The organism is Streptomyces sp. NPDC057428 (assembly GCF_042803195.1).
GTDB lineage: Bacteria > Actinomycetota > Actinomycetes > Streptomycetales > Streptomycetaceae > Streptomyces.
In genome coordinates this window covers 32,735-55,757 of record NZ_JBHVCT010000040.1, presented here as the reverse complement: position 1 = coordinate 55,757, position 23,023 = coordinate 32,735, and the positions used below count along the sequence as shown (strand labels likewise).

Genomic DNA, 23,023 nt, shown 5'->3' with positions numbered 1-23,023 from the left:
TCCGTAACCGCGCCAACCAGCGGCTCCGATCACGTTGTGCAACCACCCGGCGGAGCCGACGGGAAGCACACCCCCACTAAATTCGAAGACCCGATTTAATGGGTCTTCGAATTTAGTGGGGGTGCGGCGGTGACGGCCTGACGTTCGGTCACCGAGCGTGATGGGCTTGGGGTGTGGGTGGCCTGGGCGCAAGGAGCCCGCGGGTCTTCGTGATCATGGTTGTTGTCTAGGCAACCGATCATGAAGAACCCACGGGCGTGAGCATCGACGATACCGGGACCAACGAGGCTGCGACGCGACTGCTTGGGCTGGAGGGGGTGAGTGTGACGCAGGTCAAGGAAGACAAGGCAGGCGGATCGACGGTATACGTCGTGACGAACGAGGAGTCCGCGAGGGCCTGCCCCTCGTGCGGGGTTTTCTCCACCCGGCTGAAGGACTACCGCACCACCGTCCCCAGACACCTGTCCTGCGGCGGGCGCCCCGTGAGTATCCGGTGGCGCAAGGCACGCTGGTACTGCACCGAACTCGACTGCGACCGCCGCTCGTTCACCGAGTCCATAGACCAGGTACCCGCGCGGATGCGTACGACCGGGGCGCTTCGGCGGGCGGCCGGGGCCGCGGTGTGTGACGGCGGACGATCGGTGGTGCAGGCCGGCCGGGATCTGGGCCTGTCCTGGCCGATCGTGCAGCACTGCTTCGAGGACTACGCCGCGAAGGTCCTGCCCGAGGAGCCGCCGGCGTGCGAGGCGATCGGGATCGACGAGACCCGGCGGGGCAAGCCGGTGTGGAAGCAGAACCCGGACACGCAGAAGTGGGAACTGGTCGCGGACGCCTGGCACATCGGCTTCGTCGACGCGATCGGCGGGCGCGGCCTGTTCGGCCAGGTCGAGGGCCGCAACTCCGCCTCCGTCGCCGACTGGCTGACGGCCCGGCCCGCCGCCTGGCGCGAGCAGGTCCGCTACGTCGCCATCGACCTGTGCTCCACCTTCCGCGCCGCCGTCCACCGTGCCCTGCCGCACGCGGCGGTGGTCGTGGACTGCTTCCACATCGTCCAACTCGCCCAGCGCCACCTCGCCGACCTGCGCCGACGCCTCACCTGGAAACAGCACGGCCGCCGAGCCCGCAAGGGCGACAGCATCTACAGCGTCCGCAAGCTCCTACGCCGCAACAAGGAAGACCTCACCGACGAACAACGCGAGCTCCTCAAGACCGAGTTGGAGTACATGGGGACCTACGGCCGACAGATCTATGCGGCCTGGCAGGGCAAGGAACTCCTGCGCGACCTCCTCCACCTGGCCGTCACGCGCACCCACGTCACCCCCGACCACTCCGCGATCTCCGCCGCCCGCCACCGCTTCTTCGCCCACGTCACCGACCACGCCCACCTGCCCGAACTCGTCACCCTCGCCGAGACCATCGAGCAGTGGTGGGACGGCATCGAGACCTACCTGACCACCGGGATCACCAACGCCGCCTCCGAGGGCAACAACCGCCTCATCAAGCTCGAAGCGCGCAACGCCTTCGGCTTCCGCAACCGAGCGAACCAACGCCTCCGCTCACGCTGTGCAACCACCCGGCGAAGCCGACGGGAGGCACACCCCCACTAAATTCGAAGACCCGGTCTTCATGGCCGACGCGTCGGTCTGGAGCGGTGAGGTCAGCTTGCCGATCATCTCGGTCCACTGGGGCACCGCCGTGTCGAGCGGGCCGAGTCTGGCAGTGAGGAGCTGTTCGAAGGTGGGCATGGCAGCGGCTCCTTACTGGAAGTACTTGCTGATCTGCGAGGCGGGAACGGCCCCGTCCGCTTCCGGGGCGACGGGACCTACGATGCGCAGCTGCGTCTCGATCCACTCGTCGTCGGCCTTCGTCGAGGCTTTCGTGTAGTCGAGGTGGTTGGAGATATGGGCGCACGCCTGAAGGAGAGTCTTCACCTGCGTCTCCCACGTCCCGATCACCTCCGTGAACGCCGCGCCGGTATCGAACCCGTCGCCCTTGAGGCTCGTACCAGCGGTCTCACTGGCCACCTTCGCGTGCTTACCGGTCGACTCGAGGCCGTTGAACAGGCCGAAGGCCGCGTGGCCGATGTCCCCCAGCTCGTCGTCCGAAACCACGTAGTCGGCTCAGCCTTTCGCCGCCCCTGAACCGCCACTGCCGCCGGCCGAGTTCAGCCTCATCGCGGCGGCGGCCTTCAGCTCGCCCCACTCCTCTTCGAACGACATGATCCACACCCCGTGTATTCATAGACAGCCCTCTGGCGCGCCACGATACCGGTGTGATCAAACGACTCCCCAAGCGAAGAGACTTCCGCATCCTGGGGAGGCGCCGAAGCTCCATCGAGGCAACGGTCGCCACAACTTGCTTGGTTCGGATGAGCTTCGAGGGAGTCCATCGGAATCATCGCACTCGGCTACGAGCCGCCCTCGGCTGGACCGGCCGCTGGGTTCCGGCGAAGACGCACCTCACTACGGAGTGTCACCTTGTGTGTCCAAGAGAGGCAGTTCGGCCCACCGCCGTGCGTAGACGATCCGATGGTGTTGCAAGGTGAGATTCTCGCCGTGCGACGGTCTTCGGGGACGGTGGTCAAGTCCTCAACGAACACCACAGTGACTCTCCGCCTGGCGAGGGGGCAACCGGATCGCTGCGGCAGTTACTGAAGGAAGGGCCGGCTCCTGCAGCTGTGGGTCACCGCATCGTCCACGGCGGATCGGAGCTGCACAGCCACACTCTGCTCGATGACGATGTGCGTGCCCGCCTGGACCGGGTGGCAGACCTCGCGCCGTTGCACGTCCCGCAAGCACTGACCGTTCTGGACGCGGCTCGGGATCTGCTGCCGGGAGTTCCGCACGTCGCCTGCTTCGACACCGTCTTCCACGCCGGCTTGCCAGTTGCGGCACGGGAGTACGCGGTACCTTCCCGCTGGCGTGATGCGTACGGACTGCGCCGCTACGGCTTCCACGGTCTGTCCTACGCCTGGGCGCTGGCGCGCACTGCTGAACTCCTCGGCCGCCGTCCCGAGGAGCTGCACCTGGTGATCGTGCACCTTGGCGGTGGCTGCTCCGCCTGCGCGGTGCGCGATGGGCGCAGTGTCGACACGACGATGGGCTTCACGCCCTTGGAGGGTCTGGTGATGAGCCATCGCAGCGGCAGCGTCGACCCCGGCGCTCTGACCTGGCTGCTGACACGGAAGGCTGTGTCTGCGGACGAGATCGAGGACGCTCTGAACCACCGGTCCGGTCTGCTCGGCCTCTCCGGCACTTCGGATGACACGCGCGACCTGGTCCGAAGCCGGGTGGCCGGCGACGAGCGTGCCGCACTCGCTCTCGACGTCTTCACCCACCAGTTCCGTCGCGGCATCGCCGGGATGGCTGCATCCTTGGGCCGTCTGGATGCTCTCGTCTTCACCGGCGAGATCGGCGAGGACCAGCCTGAGGTTCGTGAAGAGGTGTGCGCCGGGCTGTCCGTGTTCGGCCTCACGGGCGGTCTGCGACCACTGATTGCCGAACGTCCCGAAATCATCAGTGAGCCCGGCGCGCGAGTTCCCGTCGTGGTCGTCCCCACCGGAGAGGCTCAGCAGATCAACCTTGAGACCCGGGCTCTCCTGGCTCACCGCTGAGGCAGGGCCGCCGCCACCGCCACGCCGGCATCCGGAGTTCACGCACAGGGCCTGACGCTTGCGGGGATCCGATGCTTCGAAGAAGCCCAGGGATCAGGCATGACGAGAGTGCCGGTCAAACGGTGGCCGCGATGTACCGGCTCTTTTTGACGTGTTCTTTAGACGTTGCTCAGCCTGGGGTCGTACGCTGCTGCCGCTCTCGCAACCAGAAGAGGGCGGGGTAACGCGCTTGCCCGGCTCTTGTACGAGGCATCAGCCGGATCCGCCCAGCACGATCTTCCACACACGGGTCGCCACTTGGAGGTTGAGCCGGTCCTCGACGTTCGCGAGGTCGTTGCCGCTGATGTCGTGGATGCGCTGAAGCCTGTAGCGCAGCGTGCTGCGGTGGATGTCGAGGGATGCGGCGGTCTCGTCGTAGTTGCCGCCGCAGTCGAAGTAACGGGCCAAGGTATCTGCCATGGCCGAGTTGTGTCGGGCGTCGTAATCGATGAGTTGCCCGAGCCACTCGTGGACGAACGCCTCCAGCTCCCGGAAATCGTTGCCAGGCCCCAGGATGCGGTAGAGACCGAGTTCGTCGAAGAACGTCATGCCGTATCGCTTGCGGGAGTGGCGCCGCACTTCCAGGGCGCGCTGCGCCTCCTGATATCGCTGGGGGATGTCGTCCGGGGTATCGCACGGGGAGCTCACGCCGATGGTCCCGGCCGGCGTCCCCGTCTCCAGGGTGAGCGCCTCGTACAGCGCTCGGGCGTGCGGCCTGTCATCAGCGAGCAGGACCACGTGCTCGGCACGTCGGGTCAGCAGTGAGCGCATGCCCACGGCAGAGGCCGCCCGGCCCACGGTCTGTGCGAAGGAATCGTCCGCGGTCCGGTCCGACCACTGCACCACGACGATGTAGTGACTGCGGTGCAGGTCGTGTCCGACGGCCTCGGACCGGGCGTAGGCGCTGGTCTCGTCCGTTCCTGCCAGTAGGTCGTCGGCCAGCTCGCGGTGCAGCCTCAGTTCCACTTCGGCCAGGTCGCGCAGGTGCGCCAGCTCCGGGGCGAGCGACGTGGCGGCCTGTTCCAGCGCGAGCACGGTCTGCTCGTCTGCCTCGTCCTGAGGGTCGACCAGGGCGAGCATGCCCAGGATCTCGCCGTGCGGGCGGATCAGAGTGATCAGTCGGTCGTTGATCCGCACCGGCCCGGCCTCCCGTGCGACGGCGTTCAGCAGTTCGTCCTGGCGCACGGGGTCGGGTTCCGGATAGGGGTCGGGGCGGCTGGGGCCTGCCCAGGACCTGAGCCGACCGAAGCAGTCCTCGACCAGAGCCGGGAGGCCGGTCAGCCCGTGCAGGGCTTGGGTGACGGCCTCCTCGGCATCGCCCGAGGCGGCGACGTCGGCCATGCGTGCGTGAACGGCTCGCCCGTACGCCAGCTCGGCTACGACGGCGATCAGCTGCCGCTGGAGGCCTGCGCGTTCCTCCCTCAGCCGGTGCAGCTCCAGGGCATCCTCGCGGCGGCGGCGATGCGCGAAGGCGACTGACAGCGCAGCCGCGGTGTGCAGGACGAGTGTGGCGAGCAGGGACCGCTCGGCTTCGGTGGGCCGGGAGCGGGACGTCACTACGAGGTAACCGTGGAGTCTCTCGGGTCCACGCAGCCCCAGCGCTTGGCCCCGGCACCTGCCGGGTACGGCTACAGGACCGTCCTGCCCGTCCAGCTCCCGCACCCGCCGGTCCACGGTCACGGCATGATCCTGGCGGTTCCTCGGGCTGGGGACCAGTTCACCGTCCGCTTCGAGATAGCCCGCCTCGGCGCTGTACGGCCCGGCGGCGGCTATGTGGTCCATGGCCAGGCGCAGGATCTCGCTTTCGTGCAGGTTGTCGGACAGGGTGCGGGCCAGCACCGTGAGTTGGTGGCGGGCGTGGTCGGCGGGGGGCCGAACAAGTGGGTGGGGCTCTTTGTGTGCGGCTGCGGGGGCTCGCCGGCGGCTGCGCCGCGCCGTACTGCCCTCCCCGTCGGAGCGGCGGTACAGGTTGTGCGGCCAGCTTCTGCCCATGGGATCACTCCCGAGCCCTCAGAGGGCGAGGCGAGCGGTGGTTTCGGGTACCACTCGCGAGCCACCCAGTGTGATATGTCCGTATTTTCAACTCTAGTACTCGTAGGGCGACCGGGCGCGTGCATTCCTGGCCGCCCAGGCGCAGGCGTCGAGCCACTCGGCTCGCCATCCTGGGGTGCGTAGGAAAACCTCCGCACACAAGCCCGCGGGAGGGGCGCCGCGATGACGGAACAGCATTGCAGGTCGGCCGTCTCGTAGGGACGTACCGGCTGGTTGTTCGGTCTTGTGAACCGACTCGGCCCCGTCGTCCCAGTTCGTACTTCGCTCCGCTCGACGAAGCCGAGCCGGTACGAGGTGGCCGCGACGACGCAGTACCTGGCGCGCCGCGGGGTGCCAGCGGAGGCCCCATCCGTAGCTGAACGAAAGTGAACCGGAAAGTCGGCGCAGGCCGCAGCACCGGGAGGAGTTCCTCATGGCTAGGGCAGTGGGTATCGACCTGGGTACCACCAACTCGGTGATCGCCGTGTGGGAGGGCGGCGAGCCGTCCGTCGTGCCCAACACCGAGGGCAACCGGACGACACCGTCCGTGGTTGCCTTCACCGACACCGGGGAGCGCCTGGTGGGCCAGATGGCCCGGCGCCAGGCGATCCTCAACCCCAAGGGCACCATCTACTCGGCCAAGCGATTCATAGGCCGGCACTTCGACGAGATCTCCGACGAGGCGAAAGCGGTGGCGTACGACGTCGTCGAGGGCGACGGCGGGGCGGCCCGCTTCGAGGTGCGCGACAAGCTGTACGCGCCTGAGGAGATCAGCGCACAGGTCCTGCGCAAACTCGCCGACGACGCCTCCAAGCAGATGGGGGAGCGCGTCACGGAGGCGGTCATCACGGTGCCCGCCTACTTCAACGACGCCCAGCGCACCGCCACCAAGGATGCCGGTCGGATCGCGGGTCTGGAGGTGCTGCGGATCATCAACGAGCCGACCGCGGCCGCCCTCGCGTACGGCATGGACAAGAAGGAGCACGAGACCGTCCTCGTCTTCGACCTGGGCGGCGGCACCTTCGACGTGAGCATCCTCGACGTCGGCGACGGCGTGGTGGAGGTGCGCTCCACCGCCGGGGACAGCCACCTGGGCGGCGACGACTTCGACCGGCGTCTGGTGGACCATCTCGCAGACGGCTTCCAGAAGGAGAACGGCATCGACCTGCGTAATGACCCGCAGGCGCTGCAACGGCTGTTCGAAGCGGCGGAGAAAGCCAAGACCGAGCTCAGTTCGGTGACGCAGACGCAGGTCAGCCTGCCGTTCATCACCGCCGACGCGTCGGGCCCCAAACACCTCACCGACTCCGTCATGCGGTCCACATTCGAGCAGATCACCGGCGACCTCGTGGAACGGTGCCTGGAGCCGGTCCAGCAGGCAATGGCCGACGCCAAGGTCGGTGAGAGCGACATCGACGAGGTCATCCTCGTAGGCGGCTCCACACGCATACCAGCGGTCCAGGCCCTGGTGCGCCGGCTGACTGGCGGCAAGGACCCCAACATGAGCGTCAACCCCGACGAAGTCGTGGCCCTGGGCGCCGCGATCCAGGCCGGGGTGCTCAAGGGCGAGGTCAAGGACGTCCTGCTGCTCGATGTCACGCCCCTGTCGCTGGGCGTCGAGACGCGCGGCGGAGTCATGACGAAGATCATCGAGCGGAACACCACCATCCCGGTGCGGCGTACCGAGACGTTCTCCACGGCCGAGGACAACCAGCCGGCCGTCGATGTGGTGGTCCTCCAGGGGGAGCGCGAGCGTGCTGCCGACAACCGGGTGCTCGGCCGGTTCCAGCTCACCGACATCCGGCCGGCGCCGCGAGGCGAACCCCAGATCGAGGTCACCTTCGACATCGACGCCAACGGCATCCTCAATGTCAAGGCGCGCGACGGGGACACCGGCAAGGAACAAGGCATCACCATCAGCGAAAGCTCCAACCTGGACCGCGGTGAGGTCGAGCGCATGGTCCAGGAGGCCGAACGCAACCAGGGCCAGGACCGGGAGCTCCGCGAGGCCGTAGACGCACGCAACGAACTCGACGCGGTCGCGTACCAGGTCGAGAAGCGCCTCGCCGAACTGGGCGACGCGGCCCCCGCGCACGAGAAGGCGCGCGCCGAGATGCTCGTCTCCGACGCCCGGGCAGCGGTCAAGGAAGAGGCAGGCGTGGAGCGTGTGCGGCCACTGGCCTCCGAACTCCAGCAGGTCCTCGCCGGACTGGCTGCCCAGCAGGGTGCCACCGCCACGGGAGGCCCGGGCCAGGACGCCGCCACCGGCGCTTCCCCGAGTGGTGGCGACGGTGACGACGATGTCATCGACGCCGAGTTCGACAAGAGTTGAGGCCGCCATGCCCCGCCCCCAAGAACCCGACCGGGCCACGCCGGCCGAACCGGCCCCGGAAGGCGCCGTACGCCCTCCCCGCGAGGACTCGCGTCAACCCGGCCCGACTCCCCGGCCGCCGGCGACAAACGACGAAACGGGACTCGACGCCGTCGGCCCTGCACCCGCGGAGGGCGACTACAGAGCCGCGATGCAGGAACTGGAGGACCGCTGGCGGCGCACGCTCGCCGACCTCGACAACCTGCGCAAGCGTCACGCCAGGGAACTGGAGCGGGAGCGGACGGTCGAGCGTGCCCGTACCGCTGCTGCCTTCCTGCCCGTCCTCGACAACCTCGAACTCGCCCTGTCCCACGCCGACGCCGATTCGGATGCGATCGTGGAAGGCATCCGGGCAGTCCGCGACCAGGCGGTAAACGTCCTCGAACTGCTCGGCTTCCCGCGGCACGCGGAGACCGGCGTCCCCTTCGACCCGGCCCGGCACGAGGTGGTCAGCGTGGTCGACGACCCCGACGTCGAGCCGGGCACCGTCGTGCAGGTGCTGCGTCCGGGCTACGGCGACGGCGATCGGCAGCTCAGGCCCGCCACCGTGACTGTCGCGAAGCGGGAGTGATCTGTCATGGCACGGGACCTCTACGAAGTGCTGGGAGTGTCGCGGAACGCGAGCCAGGACGAGATCCAGCAGGCATATCGCAAGCTTGCCCGCAAACACCATCCCGACGTCAACAAGGACCCGGCGGCGGAGGAACGCTTCAAGGAGCTCAACGAGGCTTACAGCGTCCTGTCAGACCCGAAGACCCGGGCACGCTACGACCGCTTCGGCGAAGACTTCCGCAAGATCCCCGAAGACTTCGACGAGCGGGTCGCGGCCGGAGCGGGCGGCGGATTCCGTACCCAGCGGACCGCAGGCGCGGGCGGCCCCCGCGTCCGGTACACCACCGGCTTCGGCGATGGCTTCTCAGCCGAGGATGTGGACATCGAGGACCTGTTCGGCTCGCTCTTCGGCGCAGGCGCCGGCGCCGGCTCCGCAGGCGTACCGGGAGCCGACCAGGAGGCCGAACTGCCGCTCACCGTCGAGGAGGCGTACAAGGGCGGCCGCCGTACCGTCACACTCGCCGGGCCCACCGGGCAGCCGCGGCGCTACGAGGTCGACGTCCCACCGGGCGTCACCGACGGGCAGCGCATCCGGCTGGCCGGAGAGGGAGGGCGGGGCAGTGGTGCCGCACCCGCGGGCGACCTGCATCTGCGGGTGAGGATTCAGCCCCATCCTCAGTTCCGGCTGGACGGCCGCGACGTCCATGTGCAGCTCCCGGTCAGCCCCTGGGAGGCGGCCCTGGGCGCGACCGTGCCGGTGCCCACCCCCGGCGGTGGCACAGCCAAGGTCACGGTGCCTGCCGGCTCGTCCACCGGCCGTCGACTGCGGCTGCGCGGCGAGGGCATGCCGAACCCGCGCGGTGCGAACGGCAACCTGTACGCCGAACTCCGCGTCATGGTGCCACCCACGCTCGGCGACCGGGAGCGTGAACTGTTCGAGGAGCTCGCCGCGACCTCCTCGTTCGACCCCAGGAGGACGCGATGAACGACCGACCCACGGGAACGGCAGGTATCGGCCGGTCCGGTGCAGGTGACCGTCCGGGACAGCCGGTCACCTATGTCGCCACCGCTTCGACGGCTGCCCGGTACGCGCTCGTTCCCACCCCGAGACTTTCCCTGGAGGCCGTGGCCCGTCGATCGGGTCTCCATCCTGATCTGGTCCGCCGGTTCGTCGCCCTCGGGCTGGTCGACGCCGAACGCGACGCCGCCGGCCACCTGGTTTTCGACCGCGACGCCCCAGCGGGACTTGCCCGCATCCAGCGGCTGCGCTCCGGACTCTGCCTCAATTACGCATCCATCGGGCTGGTGCTCGACCTGCTCGACCGCATCAGCCTGCTCGAAACCGCCCTGCGCGCCCGCGGCACGAGGAGTGATACACCCCCATGGACATGAACCGTCTCACACAGAAATCCCAGGAAGCCCTTCAGGAGGCCCAGACCGCGGCCGGCCGCATGGGGCAGACCGAAGTGGACGGAGAACACCTGCTGCTCGCACTCCTCGATCAGGAGGACGGTCTGATCCCACGGCTGCTGCAGCAGGCCGGAGCCGAGCCGGAGGAACTGCGCGCGGCCGTGCGCAAGGAAGTCTCCCGCCGCCCGAAGGTCACCGGCCCCGGTGCGACACCCGGCCAGGTCTTCGTCACTCAGCGCCTCGCCGGCCTGCTCGACGCCGCTGAACGGGAGGCCAAACGCCTCAAGGACGAGTACGTGTCCGTGGAGCACCTCCTGCTCGCCCTGGCTGAAGAGGGGGCATCAACAGCCGCCGGACGTCTGCTCAACCAGGCCGGGATCACGAGGGACTCGTTCCTGGGCGCGCTGACCCAGGTCCGCGGCAACCAGCGCGTCACCTCCGCCAACCCCGAGGTGGCCTACGAGGCTCTGGAGAAGTACGGCCGCGATCTCGTCGCCGAGGCCAAGGAAGGCAGGCTCGACCCGGTCATCGGCCGGGACGCCGAGATCCGCCGCGTCACCCAGATCCTGAGCCGCAAGTCCAAGAACAATCCGGTTCTCATCGGTGACCCCGGTGTCGGCAAGACCGCCATCGTCGAGGGCCTCGCCCAGCGCATCGTACGCGGCGATGTCCCCGAAGGACTCCGCGACAAGATCGTGTTCGCCCTCGACATGGGCTCCCTGGTCGCCGGCGCCAAGTACCGGGGCGAGTTCGAGGAACGCCTCAAGGCCGTGCTCAGCGAGGTCAAGGCCGCACAGGGCGGCATCTTGCTCTTCGTCGACGAACTGCACACCGTGGTCGGTGCGGGCGCCGCCGAAGGGGCCATGGACGCGGGGAACATGCTCAAGCCGATGCTCGCCCGCGGCGAATTGCACATGATCGGCGCCACCACCCTCGACGAGTACCGCAAACACATCGAAAAGGACGCCGCGCTCGAACGACGATTCCAGCAGGTCCTGGTCGACGAGCCCAGCCTCGAGGACGCCATCTCCATCCTGCGTGGACTGCGTGAGCGCCTGGAGGTCTTCCACGGCGTCAAGATCCAGGACACCGCGCTGGTCTCCGCCGCCACCCTCAGCCACCGCTACATCACTGATCGATTCCTGCCCGACAAGGCCATCGACCTCGTCGACGAGGCATGCGCCCGGCTGCGTACCGAGATCGACTCCATGCCTGCCGAACTCGACGAGATCACCCGCCGCGTCACCCGCCTGGAGATCGAGGAAGCCGCCCTCTCCAAGGAGACCGACCCCGCCAGCGAAACCCGTCTGGAGGAGCTGCGCAAGGAACTGGCCGACCTCCGCGGTGAAGCCGACGCCAAACACGCCCAGTGGGAGGCCGAACGGCAGGCGATCCGGCGTGTGCAGGAGCTGCGCCAGGAACTGGAGCAGGTCCGCCACGAGGCGGAGGAGGCCGAACGCGCCTACGACCTCAACCGCGCCGCCGAACTCCGGTACGGCCGACTCCAGGACCTGGAGCGCCGACTCGCAGCGGAGGAGGAGCAGCTGGCCACCAGGCAGGGACAGAACCGGTTGCTGCGCGAGGTGGTCACCGAAGAGGAGATCGCAGAGATCGTCGCCGCCTGGACCGGCATCCCGGTCGCCCGTCTGCAGGAGGGTGAACGCGACAAGCTGCTGCGCCTCGACGAGATCCTTCGCGAGCGCGTCGTCGGCCAGGACGAGGCCGTCAAGCTCGTCACCGACGCAATCATCCGAGCCCGCTCCGGCATCCGCGACCCCCGCCGCCCCATCGGTTCCTTCATCTTCCTCGGCCCCACCGGCGTCGGCAAGACCGAGCTGACAAAGACCCTCGCCCGGGCACTGTTCGACTCCGAGGAGAACATGGTCCGCCTCGACATGAGTGAGTACCAGGAGCGGCACACCGTCAGCAGGCTCATGGGCGCACCACCTGGATACGTCGGCTACGAGGAAGGCGGCCAACTCACCGAGGCCGTACGCCGCAAGCCGTACTCGGTCGTGCTGTTCGACGAGATCGAGAAGGCGCACAGCGACGTCTTCAACACCCTGCTGCAGATACTCGACGACGGCCGCATCACCGATGCTCAGGGCCGCACCGTCAACTTCCGCAACACCGTGATCATCATGACGTCCAACATCGGCTCCGAGCACCTCCTCGACGGCGCCACCGCCGATGGTGAGATCAAGCCTGACGCCCGCGCCCTGGTGATGGGCGAGCTGCGCGGGCACTTCCGTCCGGAGTTCCTCAACCGCGTCGATGACATCGTGCTGTTCAAGCCGCTGGGTGAGCGGCAGATCGAACGTATCGTGGAGCTGCAGTTCGACGAACTACGGAAGCGACTCGCAGAACGTCGCATCAACGTGGAACTCACCGATGCGGCCCGAGAGCTGATCTCCCACCAGGGCTACGACCCGGTGTACGGGGCCCGGCCGCTGCGGCGGTACATCTCCCACGAGGTCGAGACGCTGGTCGGGCGTGCCCTTCTGCGCGGCGACGTCCAGGACGGCGCGACGGTCCGTGTCGACGCCGAACACGGAGAGCTGGTGGTCACCTACGACCAGCAGCAAGAGGCCCGGGAAGCGAGGCCATCGTGAACACCACCCGTGCAACGACGGTGACCTGCCCGCACTGCGGGCGCGACAACCGCATTCCTGTTGCCGCCGAGGGACGCCCCAAATGCGGCCACTGCAAGCAGCCGCTGCCCTGGGTCGTCGACGCGGGTGACGACGACTTCACCGAAGTCGCCGACAACGCCGTCCAACCTGTCGTCGTCGACCTCTGGGCCACCTGGTGCGGCCCCTGCCGCATGGTCAGCCCCGCCCTCGAACAGGTCGCCCGCGACCTCGCCGGACGGATCAAGCTCGTCAAAGTCGACATCGACAAGAACCCGGAAGTCAGCCGGCGGTTCGAGGTCCAAGCAGTGCCCACACTGCTCGTTCAAGACCGAGGCGAGACCGTGGCCCGACAGGCCGGTGCGGCGCCGGCGCACGTCCTGCGCCAGTGGGTCGAACAGGCCCTGGAAGGCCGACAGACCACCGCGGGGCGGTGATTCACCGTGGACCGCCCACCAGACCATCCATGAGAGGAGAACGTCATGGCCACGATTCCGGATCCGCACCTGGCAATGGTGCGTCCAGTGACGCCGCGTACCCCACAGGGCTGCGAGGAGTGCCTCAGGGAGCACTCCCCATGGTTGCACCTGCGGCTCTGCCTCACCTGCGGACACGTCGGCTGCTGCGACTCCTCACCCCTCAAACACGCCCGACGACACGCGGGAACCGCCGAGCACCCCATCGTGCAGTCCTTCCAGCCGGGAGAAGACTGGCGCTGGTGCTACGTCCACGAGGCCTTGGTCTGATGAGTACTGCCCAGCACAAGAATGGTGCGGTCCGCGAGACGCCGGACCGATACGGGGCGTTCCCGCGCCTGACACCGGAACAACTTCAGAACCTGACCGCGCACGGTGAGCGCCGGAGGACCACGGAAGGTGAGGTGCTGTACCGGGAGGGCGAGCCGTTCCGGGAGTTCCTCGCGATCCTCAGCGGGACCGTCGAGATCCTTCAGGACCACGGCGGGCCGGAAGAGCGCACGGTGGCGGCACACGGACCCGGCAGGTTCCTGGGTGAACTCGGGATGCTGGAGGGGCAGGCGGCGTTCGACACCGCCGTGGTGCGTGAGGCCGGTGAGATCCTGGCGGTACCGGTGGAGCGCCAACGCACCTTGGTCGGCCGCGACCCCGTACTCGGCGACCTGATCCTCCGCGCCTATCTGGGCCGACGGTATCTGCTCATCGGCCTCGGCGCAGGCTTCCGCATCCTGGGATCGTGCTACTCGCGGGACACGCTGCGGCTGCGTGAGTTCGCTGCCCGCAACCGGTTGCCCCACCGCTGGCTGGATCTGGAGAGGGACAAGGAGGCTGAGGCGCTGCTGCGTCGGTTCTCCATCCGCCCCGAGGAAACTCCGGTGGTGGTCTGGAAGGGCGAGCGGGTGCTGCGCAATCCGAGCAACGCCGAACTCGCCAGGCTCATCGGGCTGCCCGCCCCCACGGCGAAGGCCGCCCAGTGCGACGTGATGGTGGTCGGCGCGGGCCCCGCGGGACTCGCCGCAGCCGTGTACGGCGCATCCGACGGCCTCACCACGATTTCCGTCGACGCCGTGGCCACCGGAGGCCAGGCAGGCACCTCGTCCCGCATCGAGAACTACCTCGGCTTCCCGTCAGGCATCTCCGGAGGCGAGCTCACCGAACGGGCGGTGCTCCAGGCCCACAAATTCGGTGCCCGCCTCATGGTCCCGGCCCAGGTCAACAGGCTCATCCCGCAGGACGACGAGTACGTAGTCACCTTCACAGACGGGTCCCAAGTCCGGGCCGACGCCGTGGTGCTCGCATCAGGTGTCCGGTACCGCAGGCTCGAGGTGCCCGGCATCGAGCGTCTGGAGGGCATCAGCGTCCACTACGCGGCGACCGTGCACGAGGCCAGTCTCTGCGAGGCGGACCCGGTCGCCGTGGTCGGCGGGGGCAACTCCGCCGGACAGGCGGCGCTGTTCCTGGCCCGCCACGCGTCCGGAGTCCACCTCCTCGTCCGGGGCGGCGACCTCAACGCGAACATGTCGCGTTACCTGGTGGACCAGGTGGAACGGCACCCGAAGATCGAGGTGCTGCTCCACACCGAAGTCCGGGGCGCCTCCGGGAAGGAGAAACTGGAGTCGCTGAGCATCGAGGACAACGCGAAGGGTGAACGCCGCACGCTGCCGGCCGCCGCGCTGTTCGTGTTCATCGGGGCTCGCCCGCGCACGGAGTGGCTGAGGGGCGTGCTCGCCCTGGACGAGAAGGGCTTCGTCCTGACCGGGGCGGACGCCCAGGCTGCTGCCGACGCGAACCGGTGGGACCCGCTCGGCCGTGGTCCGTTGCTGCTGGAGACCAGCCTCCCCGGGGTCTTCGCAGCCGGCGACGTCAGGAGCGGCTCGGTCAAACGGGTTGCCTCGGCCACCGGTGAAGGTGCCGTGGCGATCCGCCTCGTGCACGAGCACCGGGAAAATGCCGGCAACCTGGTCCGCACCGCAGGCCCTGTAGGGCCTCGGCCGTGACGGGCCAAGCCATGCCCTGTCCGTGCCCTGGCACTGATTTCTCACCGGCAGACCCTCAGGTGGCTGGAAACCACCCAGTCCAGTTGCGCAGCAGAGGGCTGCCTTATCCGCTCGCGGCCGCTCGTCGGCGCCGGCCCGCGCCGTGGCTCATCGAACCAGTGTGGCACCGGCCCCAGCCAGGTCGTGTACCGAAAATGGATCCGGGACACTCCGGACGCTCATGTGAGCGAGGCCGGTGAAGGTGTCTGTCGCGCGGTTCCCGGCGCAATCAGGGTCGGCCACGGGCCAGTACCTGTTCGGGCGCGCCAAGCCGCTCGATCACCGCCCACGCACACCGCACGGCTGGCTGCACCTGAGCGGGGTCTCCCGCCACAATCTGCACGACGTGTCCGTCGACGTACCGCTCTGCGTACTGACGGCGGTGACGGGCGTGTCCGGTTCCGGAAAGTCGACGCTGGTGACGCAGGTGCTCGCCGAGGTCGTCCGAGGGCACCTCGGACTCGTACCCGAGGAGCCCGACGAGGCGCAGTTGGAGGTCGACGTCCAGGACGCGTCGGGGGTCGAGTCGTTCGACCGGCTGGTCCGGGTCGACCAACGGCCCATCGGCCGAACCCCCCGGTCCAACCTTGCCACGTACACGGGGATGTTCGACGCGGTGCGCAAGCTGTACGCGGCGACGGACGAGGCCAGGGCGCGCGGCTACTCGGCCGGGCGGTTCTCCTTCAACGTGCCCGAAGGGCGGTGCGAGACCTGCCAGGGCGAAGGATTCGTCGCGGTGGAACTGCTCTTCCTGCCTGGTACCTACGCGCCGTGCCCAACCTGCCAGGGTGCCCGGTACAACGCCGAAACGCTGGAAGTCACCTACCGCGGCAAGAACATCGCGGAAGTGCTGGGGCTGTCCGTCGACGCCGCCGCCCAGTTCCTGTCCGCCGTCCCGGCCGCCTCCCGCAGTCTGGAGACGTTGCGCGAGGTAGGGCTGGGGTACCTGCGGCTGGGGCAGCCCGCGACGGAGCTCAGCGGTGGTGAGGCGCAACGCATCAAACTGGCCACCGAACTGCAGCGAGCCCGCCGCGGCCACGCGCTCTACCTGCTCGACGAGCCGACGGCGGGGCTGCACCCCTCGGACGTCGCACTGCTGCTGCGTCAGCTGCACCGGCTCGTCGACGCGGGCAACACGGTCGTCCTCGTCGAGCACGACCTGGACACGATCGTCACCGCCGACTGGGTCATCGACCTCGGGCCGGGCGGCGGCGACGCGGGCGGACGGGTGGTAGCGGCGGGGCCGCCGGCCAAGGTGGCGAGGGCCCGCCGCAGCGTCACCGCGCCCTATCTCGCGGCCCGGCTCGCGGGCTCCTGACGACGGCGCGAGGGGCTGAGCACCGGTCACAGGGGGCAGGCCCCGTGCTGGGAGAACGAGGAGATCCGGCCGGGCCAATCGCACCGGCGGGACGGGCCAGCGTGTCATCGCAGCGCCGACGCCACCCCGGGGGCATCCTGTGGGCACTTGCGGTCGCGGGGACAGACAACGAGAAGGATCCAGTCATGCAAGCGTCGTCGCAGGGCGTTACGGTAGTGGCTCTCCTCGCGGACCCGGACGCACCGACCGAGATCGCGAAGCGCCTGGCACGGGCCCTTCCTGCTCGGCTCGCCGACAAGTCAGGCCAGGGGCAGCGGTTCGATGTCGAGGTGGTCAGCAAGCCCTTCACCGCAGGGGCCGAGGACCCGTCCACCTTGATGCGCCGGATCGTGGACCGCGGAAGTGCGGAGAACTGGGACGTCGTCGTGGCTCTTACCGACCTTCCGCTGCACTCACACAGGCGAAGGCTCGTTGTGGATCTGAGTCACGAACACGGGGCGGCGTTGCTGTCCCTTCCGTCCCTGGGGGGCTGGCGGCTGCAGAGAAAGGCCCGGCGGGCCGTGGAGGAAGCCGTGCTCAGCTTGACAGGCCCGCCGGCCACCGGGGCTGAGCGTGCTCCGCGAAGCCAGTCACCGCTGGGGCCCTTCGCCGGTCGTCTCGCACCTATCCATCCGGGCCCGGTCGATGAGGAGGAGTTCGCCGATCTGCGCTACGTCGCCAGCGGGCCGCGCGGTTACCTCAGAGTGCTCGTCGGTATGGTCCGCGCCAACCGGCCCTGGCGGCTGGTGCCGGGCCTTTCGAAAGCCCTGGCCGCCGCACTCGCCACGGGAGCCGTTGCCACTGTGGACTCCACCGTCTGGAGCCTGGCTACGTCCCTGAGCACGCCACGCCTCGTCATCGCCACGGTCGGTTCTGCCGGGCTCATGATCGGCTGGCTGATCGTGGACGCGAACCTGTGGCATCGAGCAGCGGAGGGCTCGCCGGAGGCGAGGCAGAGGGCGGCTCTCTACAACACCTCGACCGTAGTGACCGTGAGTATCGGGGTACTCGTCTGCTACGTGGGCCTGATGGCCATCAACTTTGTGTGGGCGCTGTTCATCCTCAACGACCAGGTGTTCGCTTCCATGACACGAAACCCGTTGAACACAGCTGACTACTGGACGCTGTCATGGTTCGTGGCTTCGATCGCCACAGTGGGCGGCGCGCTGGGATCAGGCTTGGAGAGCGACGAGGCGATCAGGGCAGCGGCCTACTCAAAGCGCGAACAGGAACGTCTCCACATGCTCCAGGACGAGCACGATGGCTAGCTGTACGGAGATGCACAGGAGCCGGTGGCGATGGAGTACGGCTCATCCCGCCCGTCTCCTTGACGGCGGTGATGAGACGAACGTGATGGTGCGTCTGGTGACCGGGCTGACGGAGGGCAGATCGGTTGTTCAGCAGTACATCGGCTCGTCGGCGTTTGCCGGACCTTCGGCCGGAGGTATCCGCAGTAGCAGCGTCCTGTCCCAGCACCTGCGGCCGTCACCCTGTTCTCGGGCCGTGCGGGAAGCTCTCCCGCACGACGGCCGAACCAATATCCGGCCGACGCGAGCCGGCATGACCTTCCGGCTGGGCTCACGCCCGTGACGTGGCCGCGGGCCTTCAGGGAAGTCCTTCGGTCCGGACTCAGAATCGAGGAGACGCGGCTGGAGCCCCTGCTCGCGCTTCGCACGGCCGTCGGTGTGGCTATCGTCATCGGGCCGGCGCTATGGCTCGGCTCCCCTGCGTACGCCGCATCCGCTGCCCTCGGCGCTTTCTCCGCCGGTGGGGCCACCTTCCAGCGCACCTGGCGCCCACGCAAGGTGATCGCGCTCGGCGCCGGCGCGGGGCTGGCGCTCAGTACCCTGGTGGGATACCTGGCGGCGGGGCGACTCGTGACGTTCCTTCCGCTGCTGGCCCTGTGGGCCTTTGTCGCGGGGCTGGCGTGGGCCGTCGGATCCACCGCCGGTATCGTCGCAGCGACGACGGTCGGCAGCATGCTGGTGACCATCACCCTGCCCACGAGCGTCGGACGAGCCCTGGAGCACGCCGGGATCATCGCGCTCGGCGGGGTGGCACAGACCGTCCTGATCTTGCTGTTCCCGATCCGCCGATGGGGCGCGCATCGTGACGCGCTCGCCGACGCCCTGGCCGCCGTGGCGGACTACGCCCGCCAGCTCCGGCACGACCCGACCGCCCGGTTCGACCCGGAGCCGTTGATGACAGCCCGGGACGCGGCCGCCGTCACGCCCTCACAGGCTCGCACCCGTCCCACCGTCCTCCACGGCCCGCGAGGGCTTGCCGAGCGCATTCTGCCGGCCATCGCCGCGCTCGCCGACCCGGACGTCGGCGCCCCGGCGGAGGGACCTGGGAGGGACCGTGCGCGGGAGCTGCTCGACGCGGCCGCCGAGGTGTTGGATGCGGCCGCCCGATCGATCCGCCGCGGCACCCCCGTCGAGGTGCCGCCCAGGGCTGTGGACCTCCTGCGTGGAGACGAGGAGAACGAGGTGCTCGAGGGTCCCGCGCGGCAGGCCGCCGAGAGGCTCGCGGGACTGCTCGGTGAGGCGCTGGAGATCGCTGAGTGCGGCAACGCGTACAGAAGCACGCCCGCGCAGCATGGCCCCGCGGGCGTTCAGTTCCTGGTGCGCCCGACCATGTTCCGGCTGATCCCGGTCATCGTGCGGGCCGTCCGTCGTGAGCTCCGCCACGACTCGCCCGTCTTCCGGCATGCCGTTCGGCTGGCGGCGGTAGCCACGCTCGGCTACCTGATCGCCGCCCGGCTGCCCCTGGGGCACGGCTACTGGGCGCCCATCGCCTCGGTGATGGTGATGCGTCCGGACTTCCACCGGACGTACGCGCGTGCGGTCGCCCGTCTCGCCGGGACGCTGGTGGGGGTCGCGCTCGCCACCGGGGTGGTGCGGGCCCTGGGCCCGGACGCCTATGTGTTCGGTGCGCTGGCGGTGGTCTCGGCGGGCCTGTCGTACACCCTGGTCCGTACCGGCTATGCCTACTCCCAGTGCTTCACCGCCGCGTACGTCGTCTTCCTGCTCGGCATGGGCGGCCAGGCATGGGAACAGACGGTCCCGGAGCGGATGGTACTCACCTTGCTGGGCGGGGCCCTGGCGATGCTGGCCTACGCGGTGTTCCCGGCATGGGAGACGCCCCGGCTGCCGGGCCGGCTTGCGGACTGGCTCGCCGCCAACGGCCGCTACGCGGCCGCGGTACTCCGCAGCTACGCCGAACCGACCAGGGAGCGCCGTGCCGACATGCGCAGTGCCCAACTGGCGAGCAGGAGAGCGCGTGCCGCTTGGCAGGAGGCATTCGACCAGGCCAAGCAGGAACCGGTTCGCCCCAGGGGCCTGACTTCGCGTGAAGCGGAAGAGGCACAGAAGGCGCTCAAAGGGTTCGACAGGGCGGCAACGCTCATGCAGAACCACGTCCCGCTGGACGACGACCCTTCCGCTCCCGAGGCGGAGGGGCTCGCCAAGGCCCTGGAAACGGACACGGCGCAGGCGGCAGCCGACATGCGTGAGCACAGGAATCCGGACTGGGGACGCGTGGAGAGAGCTCTCCGGGCGTGGGATGGCGCCGGTGCCCGGAGCCCGGCGCTACGGCGCGAGGCGGACCTGCAGAAGCGCGCCCTGGAGGACCTTGCGACAGCCGTAAGCCGCACCCCCCTGGAGCGCGATGTCGGCTCCGTGCGCGAGGAGCAGCGGGTGCGGGAGGCCATGGACGCTGAAGGCGATGGCCCAGGACCCGTGCACCGGGGTGGGTGACTGTCCTGGCGACGGCAAGTGCTCCAATAGGCGACGCAGTCCGCAACGTGCTTCCCGCCGCGTCTTCCTGCTTTCCTGAGGTGTCATGCTTCCGAACAGCACTGAATCCTCGTGATCACCAGGTGGCTGGGGGCGTCAGGTGCCGGGGGCTGTCGGTTCGGATCGGACCGGTGGCCGCTTTCTCGTCGAACAAGACGTCACTCCTATGGGTTCGAGTCGCACCCGCCCCACCGGGCATCCCCAGGCAGAGTCGTTCTGACCTGGGGAAACGCGTTTTCCGGGAGTCGTTTTGCGGGCGGCGAGCATGGGCCTTCGCGTATGGAAGGTGAGCCCTGAGCGGCTGTGAGCTGGTCTTCTGTGGAAACCTCGGCTACCCGTGCCGCCAGTTCGGCGGCCTCGGCGCTCCCGGACGTACCGTCCGGACCGACCACGATGGTTCGCCTCATGGCCGCGCACCTCCTTGTACCGTGGCGTTCCCGCGTACCGTGTCGTCCTCGTCGTACGCGAAATGGGCGGATACCGACACCACCCCGTCGACCATCGAGCACATCCGCTCGACCGCTGGGACCATGCCCCGGAACGGCAGCCTGCCGGCGAGCTCCACACGTCCGTCGCGCACCGCGACCGTGAGCGGTGCCGGGTCGATCCGCAGGGTGCCGGCGAGGACGTCCTCGATGATCTCCCGCTGAATGCTCTCGTCCTTCCGAAGGAAGATGCCCAGGAGATCCCGGCGGCTCACGATCCCCACCAGCCGGTCCTCCTCGTCGGCCACCACCAGCCGCTTGACGCCTTGGACCTCCATGAGCCGTGCCGCTTCCACGACGGTCCACTCCGGTCGGGCGCACACGGCGGGTGCCGACATCAGCTCCTGCGCGCGGATCCCTTCGGCCTTCGCCCGCTCCCACGCCTTCAGTGCCGGTACGGCCGGGAGGTCGCCCGGCGCAGCCTGATCGGCGGTCTTGCGCAGCAGGTCGCCCTCCGAGACGACTCCGATCACCCGGTTCTCGGCGTCCACGACGGGAACCGCGGTGACCCGATGCGCGGAGAGGACCCGCACGATCTCCTTGAACGGCGCGTCTCCGCGCACGCTCACCACCTCGCTGGTCATGAGCTCGCCGATCCTGCGATGACGCATCACCGACTCCTTCCTTCCGTGACCGGGGCGGCCCCGGTCACCAGACGGTCGGCACACCCGTCCCAGGTGACGAGAGCCGGGTAGTCGTCCTCCGTGAGTTCCTGGCCGCTGAGTTCGGCGAGTGCCGCGACGAATTCGAGGAAGTCCAGCGAGTCGAGTTCGAAGGCGTCCCGAAGTCCTTCGTCGGGCGCGAGCCCCGAGAAGTCGGCGTCCGGCACGATCCGCTGGACGGCCTGCCGTACGAGCGCGCGTGCCTGGTCGTGTTTCACAGTTCCTCCGGTCGTTGCAGCAGCCGGTCAAGGGCGGTGAGAAGACGTGCGCCCGTGGCACCGTCGGCCGCCCGGTGGTCGGCGGAGAGCGTGGCGGTCAGCATCGGGTGGACGCCCAGCAGGCCGTCCACGGCCACGGGCCGCTCGACGATCCGGCCGAGTCCGACGAGTGCGACCTGCGGCGGGTAGACGACGCCGAGGACCGACTCGACGCCCTGATCGCCGAGGTTGGTGACGGTGATGCCGGGGTCGGCTGTCTCCGACGCGCGGAGCCGTCCGCCGCGTGCCCGCGCCACGAGGTCCTTCATGCCGGCCATCACCTCGGCCACCGACAGGGTGTCCGCGTTGCCGAGGACCGGTGCCGACAGACCTCCGCCGCGCAGGGACACCGCGACCCCGAGCCGAACCTCCTCGGCCGGGACGAACGCGTCGTCGATCCAGTACCCGTTGAGCTCGGGGACCTTGCGGGCGCACAGTGCCACGGCCTTCAGCATGAGGGCCGCGGGAACCAGTCGCTCGGACAGCGGGAGTGTCCGGTTGCGTGTGTGCATCCAGTCCAGCGCGGCCGCCATGTCGACGGTCGTGGAGAGGTAGAAGTGCGGGATCTCACGCTTCGAGCGGGCCATGAGGCGGCCGGTGGCCCTTCGCGCCGTAGCTGCTCGTGCCGCCGACGTCGCGGCTGTCACCGGGCGCCCTTCGCGAGCCGGGGGCCGGGGAGCCGCCGTAGGGGCCGTCGCGCCCCGTTCCCGCGCGACGGTACGGACGTCCTCGGCGCGGATCGTGCCGCTCCGGCCGCTGCCGGTCAATGCGTTCAAGTCGACGGCGAGCTCCGCGGCGAGCCGCCGGGCGAACGGCGATGCCTTGACCCGCTCGGGCTTGGACTCCGGAGGCGCAGTGGGAGGCTGTGCATCAGGTGCCTGATGGGGCGGAGTGGCTGCGTGGTCCACATCCGCCCGGGTGATCCGTCCGCCTCGCCCCGAGCCATGGACGTGCGCGAGGTCGACATGGTGCTCCTCCGCGATACGGCGGACCAGCGGTGTGGTTGTAGACGGTTGCCTCAACCGGTCGCCCTCCTCGACGACGGCGGCAGTCTCGTCGGCCGACGTCTCGATGACAGCCAGCGGCGTGCCCACCGGCACCGTGGCGCCTTCCTCGGCGAGCAGGCTGCGGACCGTCCCGGTCTGGAAGCACTCCACCTCGATCGAGGACTTGGCGGTCTCGACCACCGCGACGACATCACCATGCGACACCCGGTCGCCCGGCCGCACCAGCCACTGGGACAAAGTGCCCTCATCCATGTCCGCGCCGAGGGACGGCATCCTGAACTGGGCCGTGCCGGTGGCCAT

At 69.0% G+C, this 23,023-nt stretch carries 17 protein-coding genes and 1 pseudogene; 13 read left to right on the top strand and 5 right to left on the bottom strand.

Annotation, left to right across the window (positions count from 1 at the left end; all coding sequences use genetic code 11):
• Positions 1-257 precede the first annotated feature (257 nt).
• Complete coding sequence (locus tag ACFU5K_RS17660; RefSeq protein ID WP_384062247.1) at positions 258-1,607, top strand: ISL3 family transposase; 1,350 nt, start codon at positions 258-260, stop codon at positions 1,605-1,607.
• Between the two features lie 150 nt (positions 1,608-1,757).
• Here ACFU5K_RS17660 and ACFU5K_RS17655 read toward each other — a convergent pair whose 3' ends face one another.
• Positions 1,758-2,111, bottom strand: a complete 354-nt coding sequence (locus tag ACFU5K_RS17655) for a hypothetical protein (protein WP_384062245.1) — start codon at positions 2,109-2,111, stop codon at positions 1,758-1,760.
• A 566-nt stretch (positions 2,112-2,677) separates the two neighbouring features.
• Between ACFU5K_RS17655 and ACFU5K_RS17650 the strand changes: the two genes are divergently transcribed.
• A complete protein-coding gene (locus tag ACFU5K_RS17650) occupies positions 2,678-3,613 on the top strand; it encodes an acetate/propionate family kinase (RefSeq protein WP_384062242.1) in 936 nt (311 codons plus the stop codon).
• A 252-nt stretch (positions 3,614-3,865) separates the two neighbouring features.
• On the opposite strand, the gene ACFU5K_RS17645 is transcribed toward ACFU5K_RS17650, so the two are convergent.
• The gene (locus ACFU5K_RS17645) at positions 3,866-5,644 is read right to left on the bottom strand and encodes a PucR family transcriptional regulator (RefSeq protein ID WP_384062241.1); all 1,779 of its coding nucleotides are present in this window, start codon (positions 5,642-5,644) and stop codon (positions 3,866-3,868) included.
• 472 nt (positions 5,645-6,116) lie between these two features.
• Between ACFU5K_RS17645 and dnaK the strand changes: the two genes are divergently transcribed.
• From dnaK to ACFU5K_RS17590, 11 genes and pseudogenes are all read left to right on the top strand, one after another.
• The gene (dnaK, locus tag ACFU5K_RS17640; RefSeq protein ID WP_384062238.1) at positions 6,117-8,015 is read left to right on the top strand and encodes a molecular chaperone DnaK; all 1,899 of its coding nucleotides are present in this window, start codon (positions 6,117-6,119) and stop codon (positions 8,013-8,015) included.
• Between the two features lie 7 nt (positions 8,016-8,022).
• Positions 8,023-8,625: a nucleotide exchange factor GrpE gene (locus ACFU5K_RS17635; RefSeq protein WP_384062236.1), complete on the top strand. Its 603-nt coding sequence runs from the start codon at positions 8,023-8,025 to the stop codon at positions 8,623-8,625.
• Positions 8,626-8,631: 6 nt separating this feature from the next.
• A complete protein-coding gene (locus ACFU5K_RS17630) occupies positions 8,632-9,591 on the top strand; it encodes a DnaJ C-terminal domain-containing protein (RefSeq protein WP_384062233.1) in 960 nt (319 codons plus the stop codon).
• Entirely contained in the window at positions 9,588-9,998 is a 411-nt protein-coding gene (locus ACFU5K_RS17625; protein WP_384062229.1) for a chaperone modulator CbpM, read from the top strand. Before ACFU5K_RS17630 ends, ACFU5K_RS17625 begins: the two co-directional genes overlap by 4 nt.
• Positions 9,989-12,628, top strand: a complete 2,640-nt coding sequence (gene clpB / locus ACFU5K_RS17620) for an ATP-dependent chaperone ClpB (protein WP_384062226.1) — start codon at positions 9,989-9,991, stop codon at positions 12,626-12,628. The genes ACFU5K_RS17625 and clpB overlap by 10 nt, the downstream gene beginning before the upstream one ends.
• Complete coding sequence (gene trxA, locus ACFU5K_RS17615; protein ID WP_384062223.1) at positions 12,625-13,083, top strand: thioredoxin; 459 nt, start codon at positions 12,625-12,627, stop codon at positions 13,081-13,083. The genes clpB and trxA overlap by 4 nt, the downstream gene beginning before the upstream one ends.
• Before the next feature lie 45 nt (positions 13,084-13,128).
• Entirely contained in the window at positions 13,129-13,392 is a 264-nt protein-coding gene (locus ACFU5K_RS17610) for a UBP-type zinc finger domain-containing protein (protein ID WP_384062221.1), read from the top strand.
• A complete protein-coding gene (locus tag ACFU5K_RS17605) occupies positions 13,392-15,119 on the top strand; it encodes an FAD-dependent oxidoreductase (RefSeq protein ID WP_384062219.1) in 1,728 nt (575 codons plus the stop codon). Before ACFU5K_RS17610 ends, ACFU5K_RS17605 begins: the two co-directional genes overlap by 1 nt.
• A 274-nt stretch (positions 15,120-15,393) precedes the next feature.
• Positions 15,394-16,476 (top strand): annotated as a pseudogene (locus ACFU5K_RS17600) (ABC transporter); the annotation flags it as partial.
• 185 nt (positions 16,477-16,661) lie between these two features.
• The gene (locus ACFU5K_RS17595) at positions 16,662-17,783 is read left to right on the top strand and encodes a hypothetical protein (protein ID WP_384062216.1); all 1,122 of its coding nucleotides are present in this window, start codon (positions 16,662-16,664) and stop codon (positions 17,781-17,783) included.
• A gap of 318 nt (positions 17,784-18,101) precedes the next feature.
• Complete coding sequence (locus tag ACFU5K_RS17590; protein ID WP_384062213.1) at positions 18,102-20,273, top strand: FUSC family protein; 2,172 nt, start codon at positions 18,102-18,104, stop codon at positions 20,271-20,273.
• A 442-nt stretch (positions 20,274-20,715) separates the two neighbouring features.
• On the opposite strand, the gene ACFU5K_RS17585 is transcribed toward ACFU5K_RS17590, so the two are convergent.
• The 3 genes from ACFU5K_RS17585 to ACFU5K_RS17575 are packed head-to-tail and all read right to left on the bottom strand — an operon-like array spanning position 20,716 to position 23,023.
• Positions 20,716-21,408, bottom strand: coding sequence for a CBS domain-containing protein (locus tag ACFU5K_RS17585; RefSeq protein ID WP_384062210.1), 693 nt, complete (start codon positions 21,406-21,408; stop codon positions 20,716-20,718).
• Positions 21,408-21,677 (bottom strand): phosphopantetheine-binding protein, encoded by a 270-nt coding sequence (locus ACFU5K_RS17580; RefSeq protein WP_384062207.1) that lies wholly within the window; start codon positions 21,675-21,677, stop codon positions 21,408-21,410. Before ACFU5K_RS17580 ends, ACFU5K_RS17585 begins: the two co-directional genes overlap by 1 nt.
• Positions 21,674-23,023, bottom strand: a complete 1,350-nt coding sequence (locus ACFU5K_RS17575) for a dihydrolipoamide acetyltransferase family protein (protein ID WP_384062204.1) — start codon at positions 23,021-23,023, stop codon at positions 21,674-21,676. Before ACFU5K_RS17575 ends, ACFU5K_RS17580 begins: the two co-directional genes overlap by 4 nt.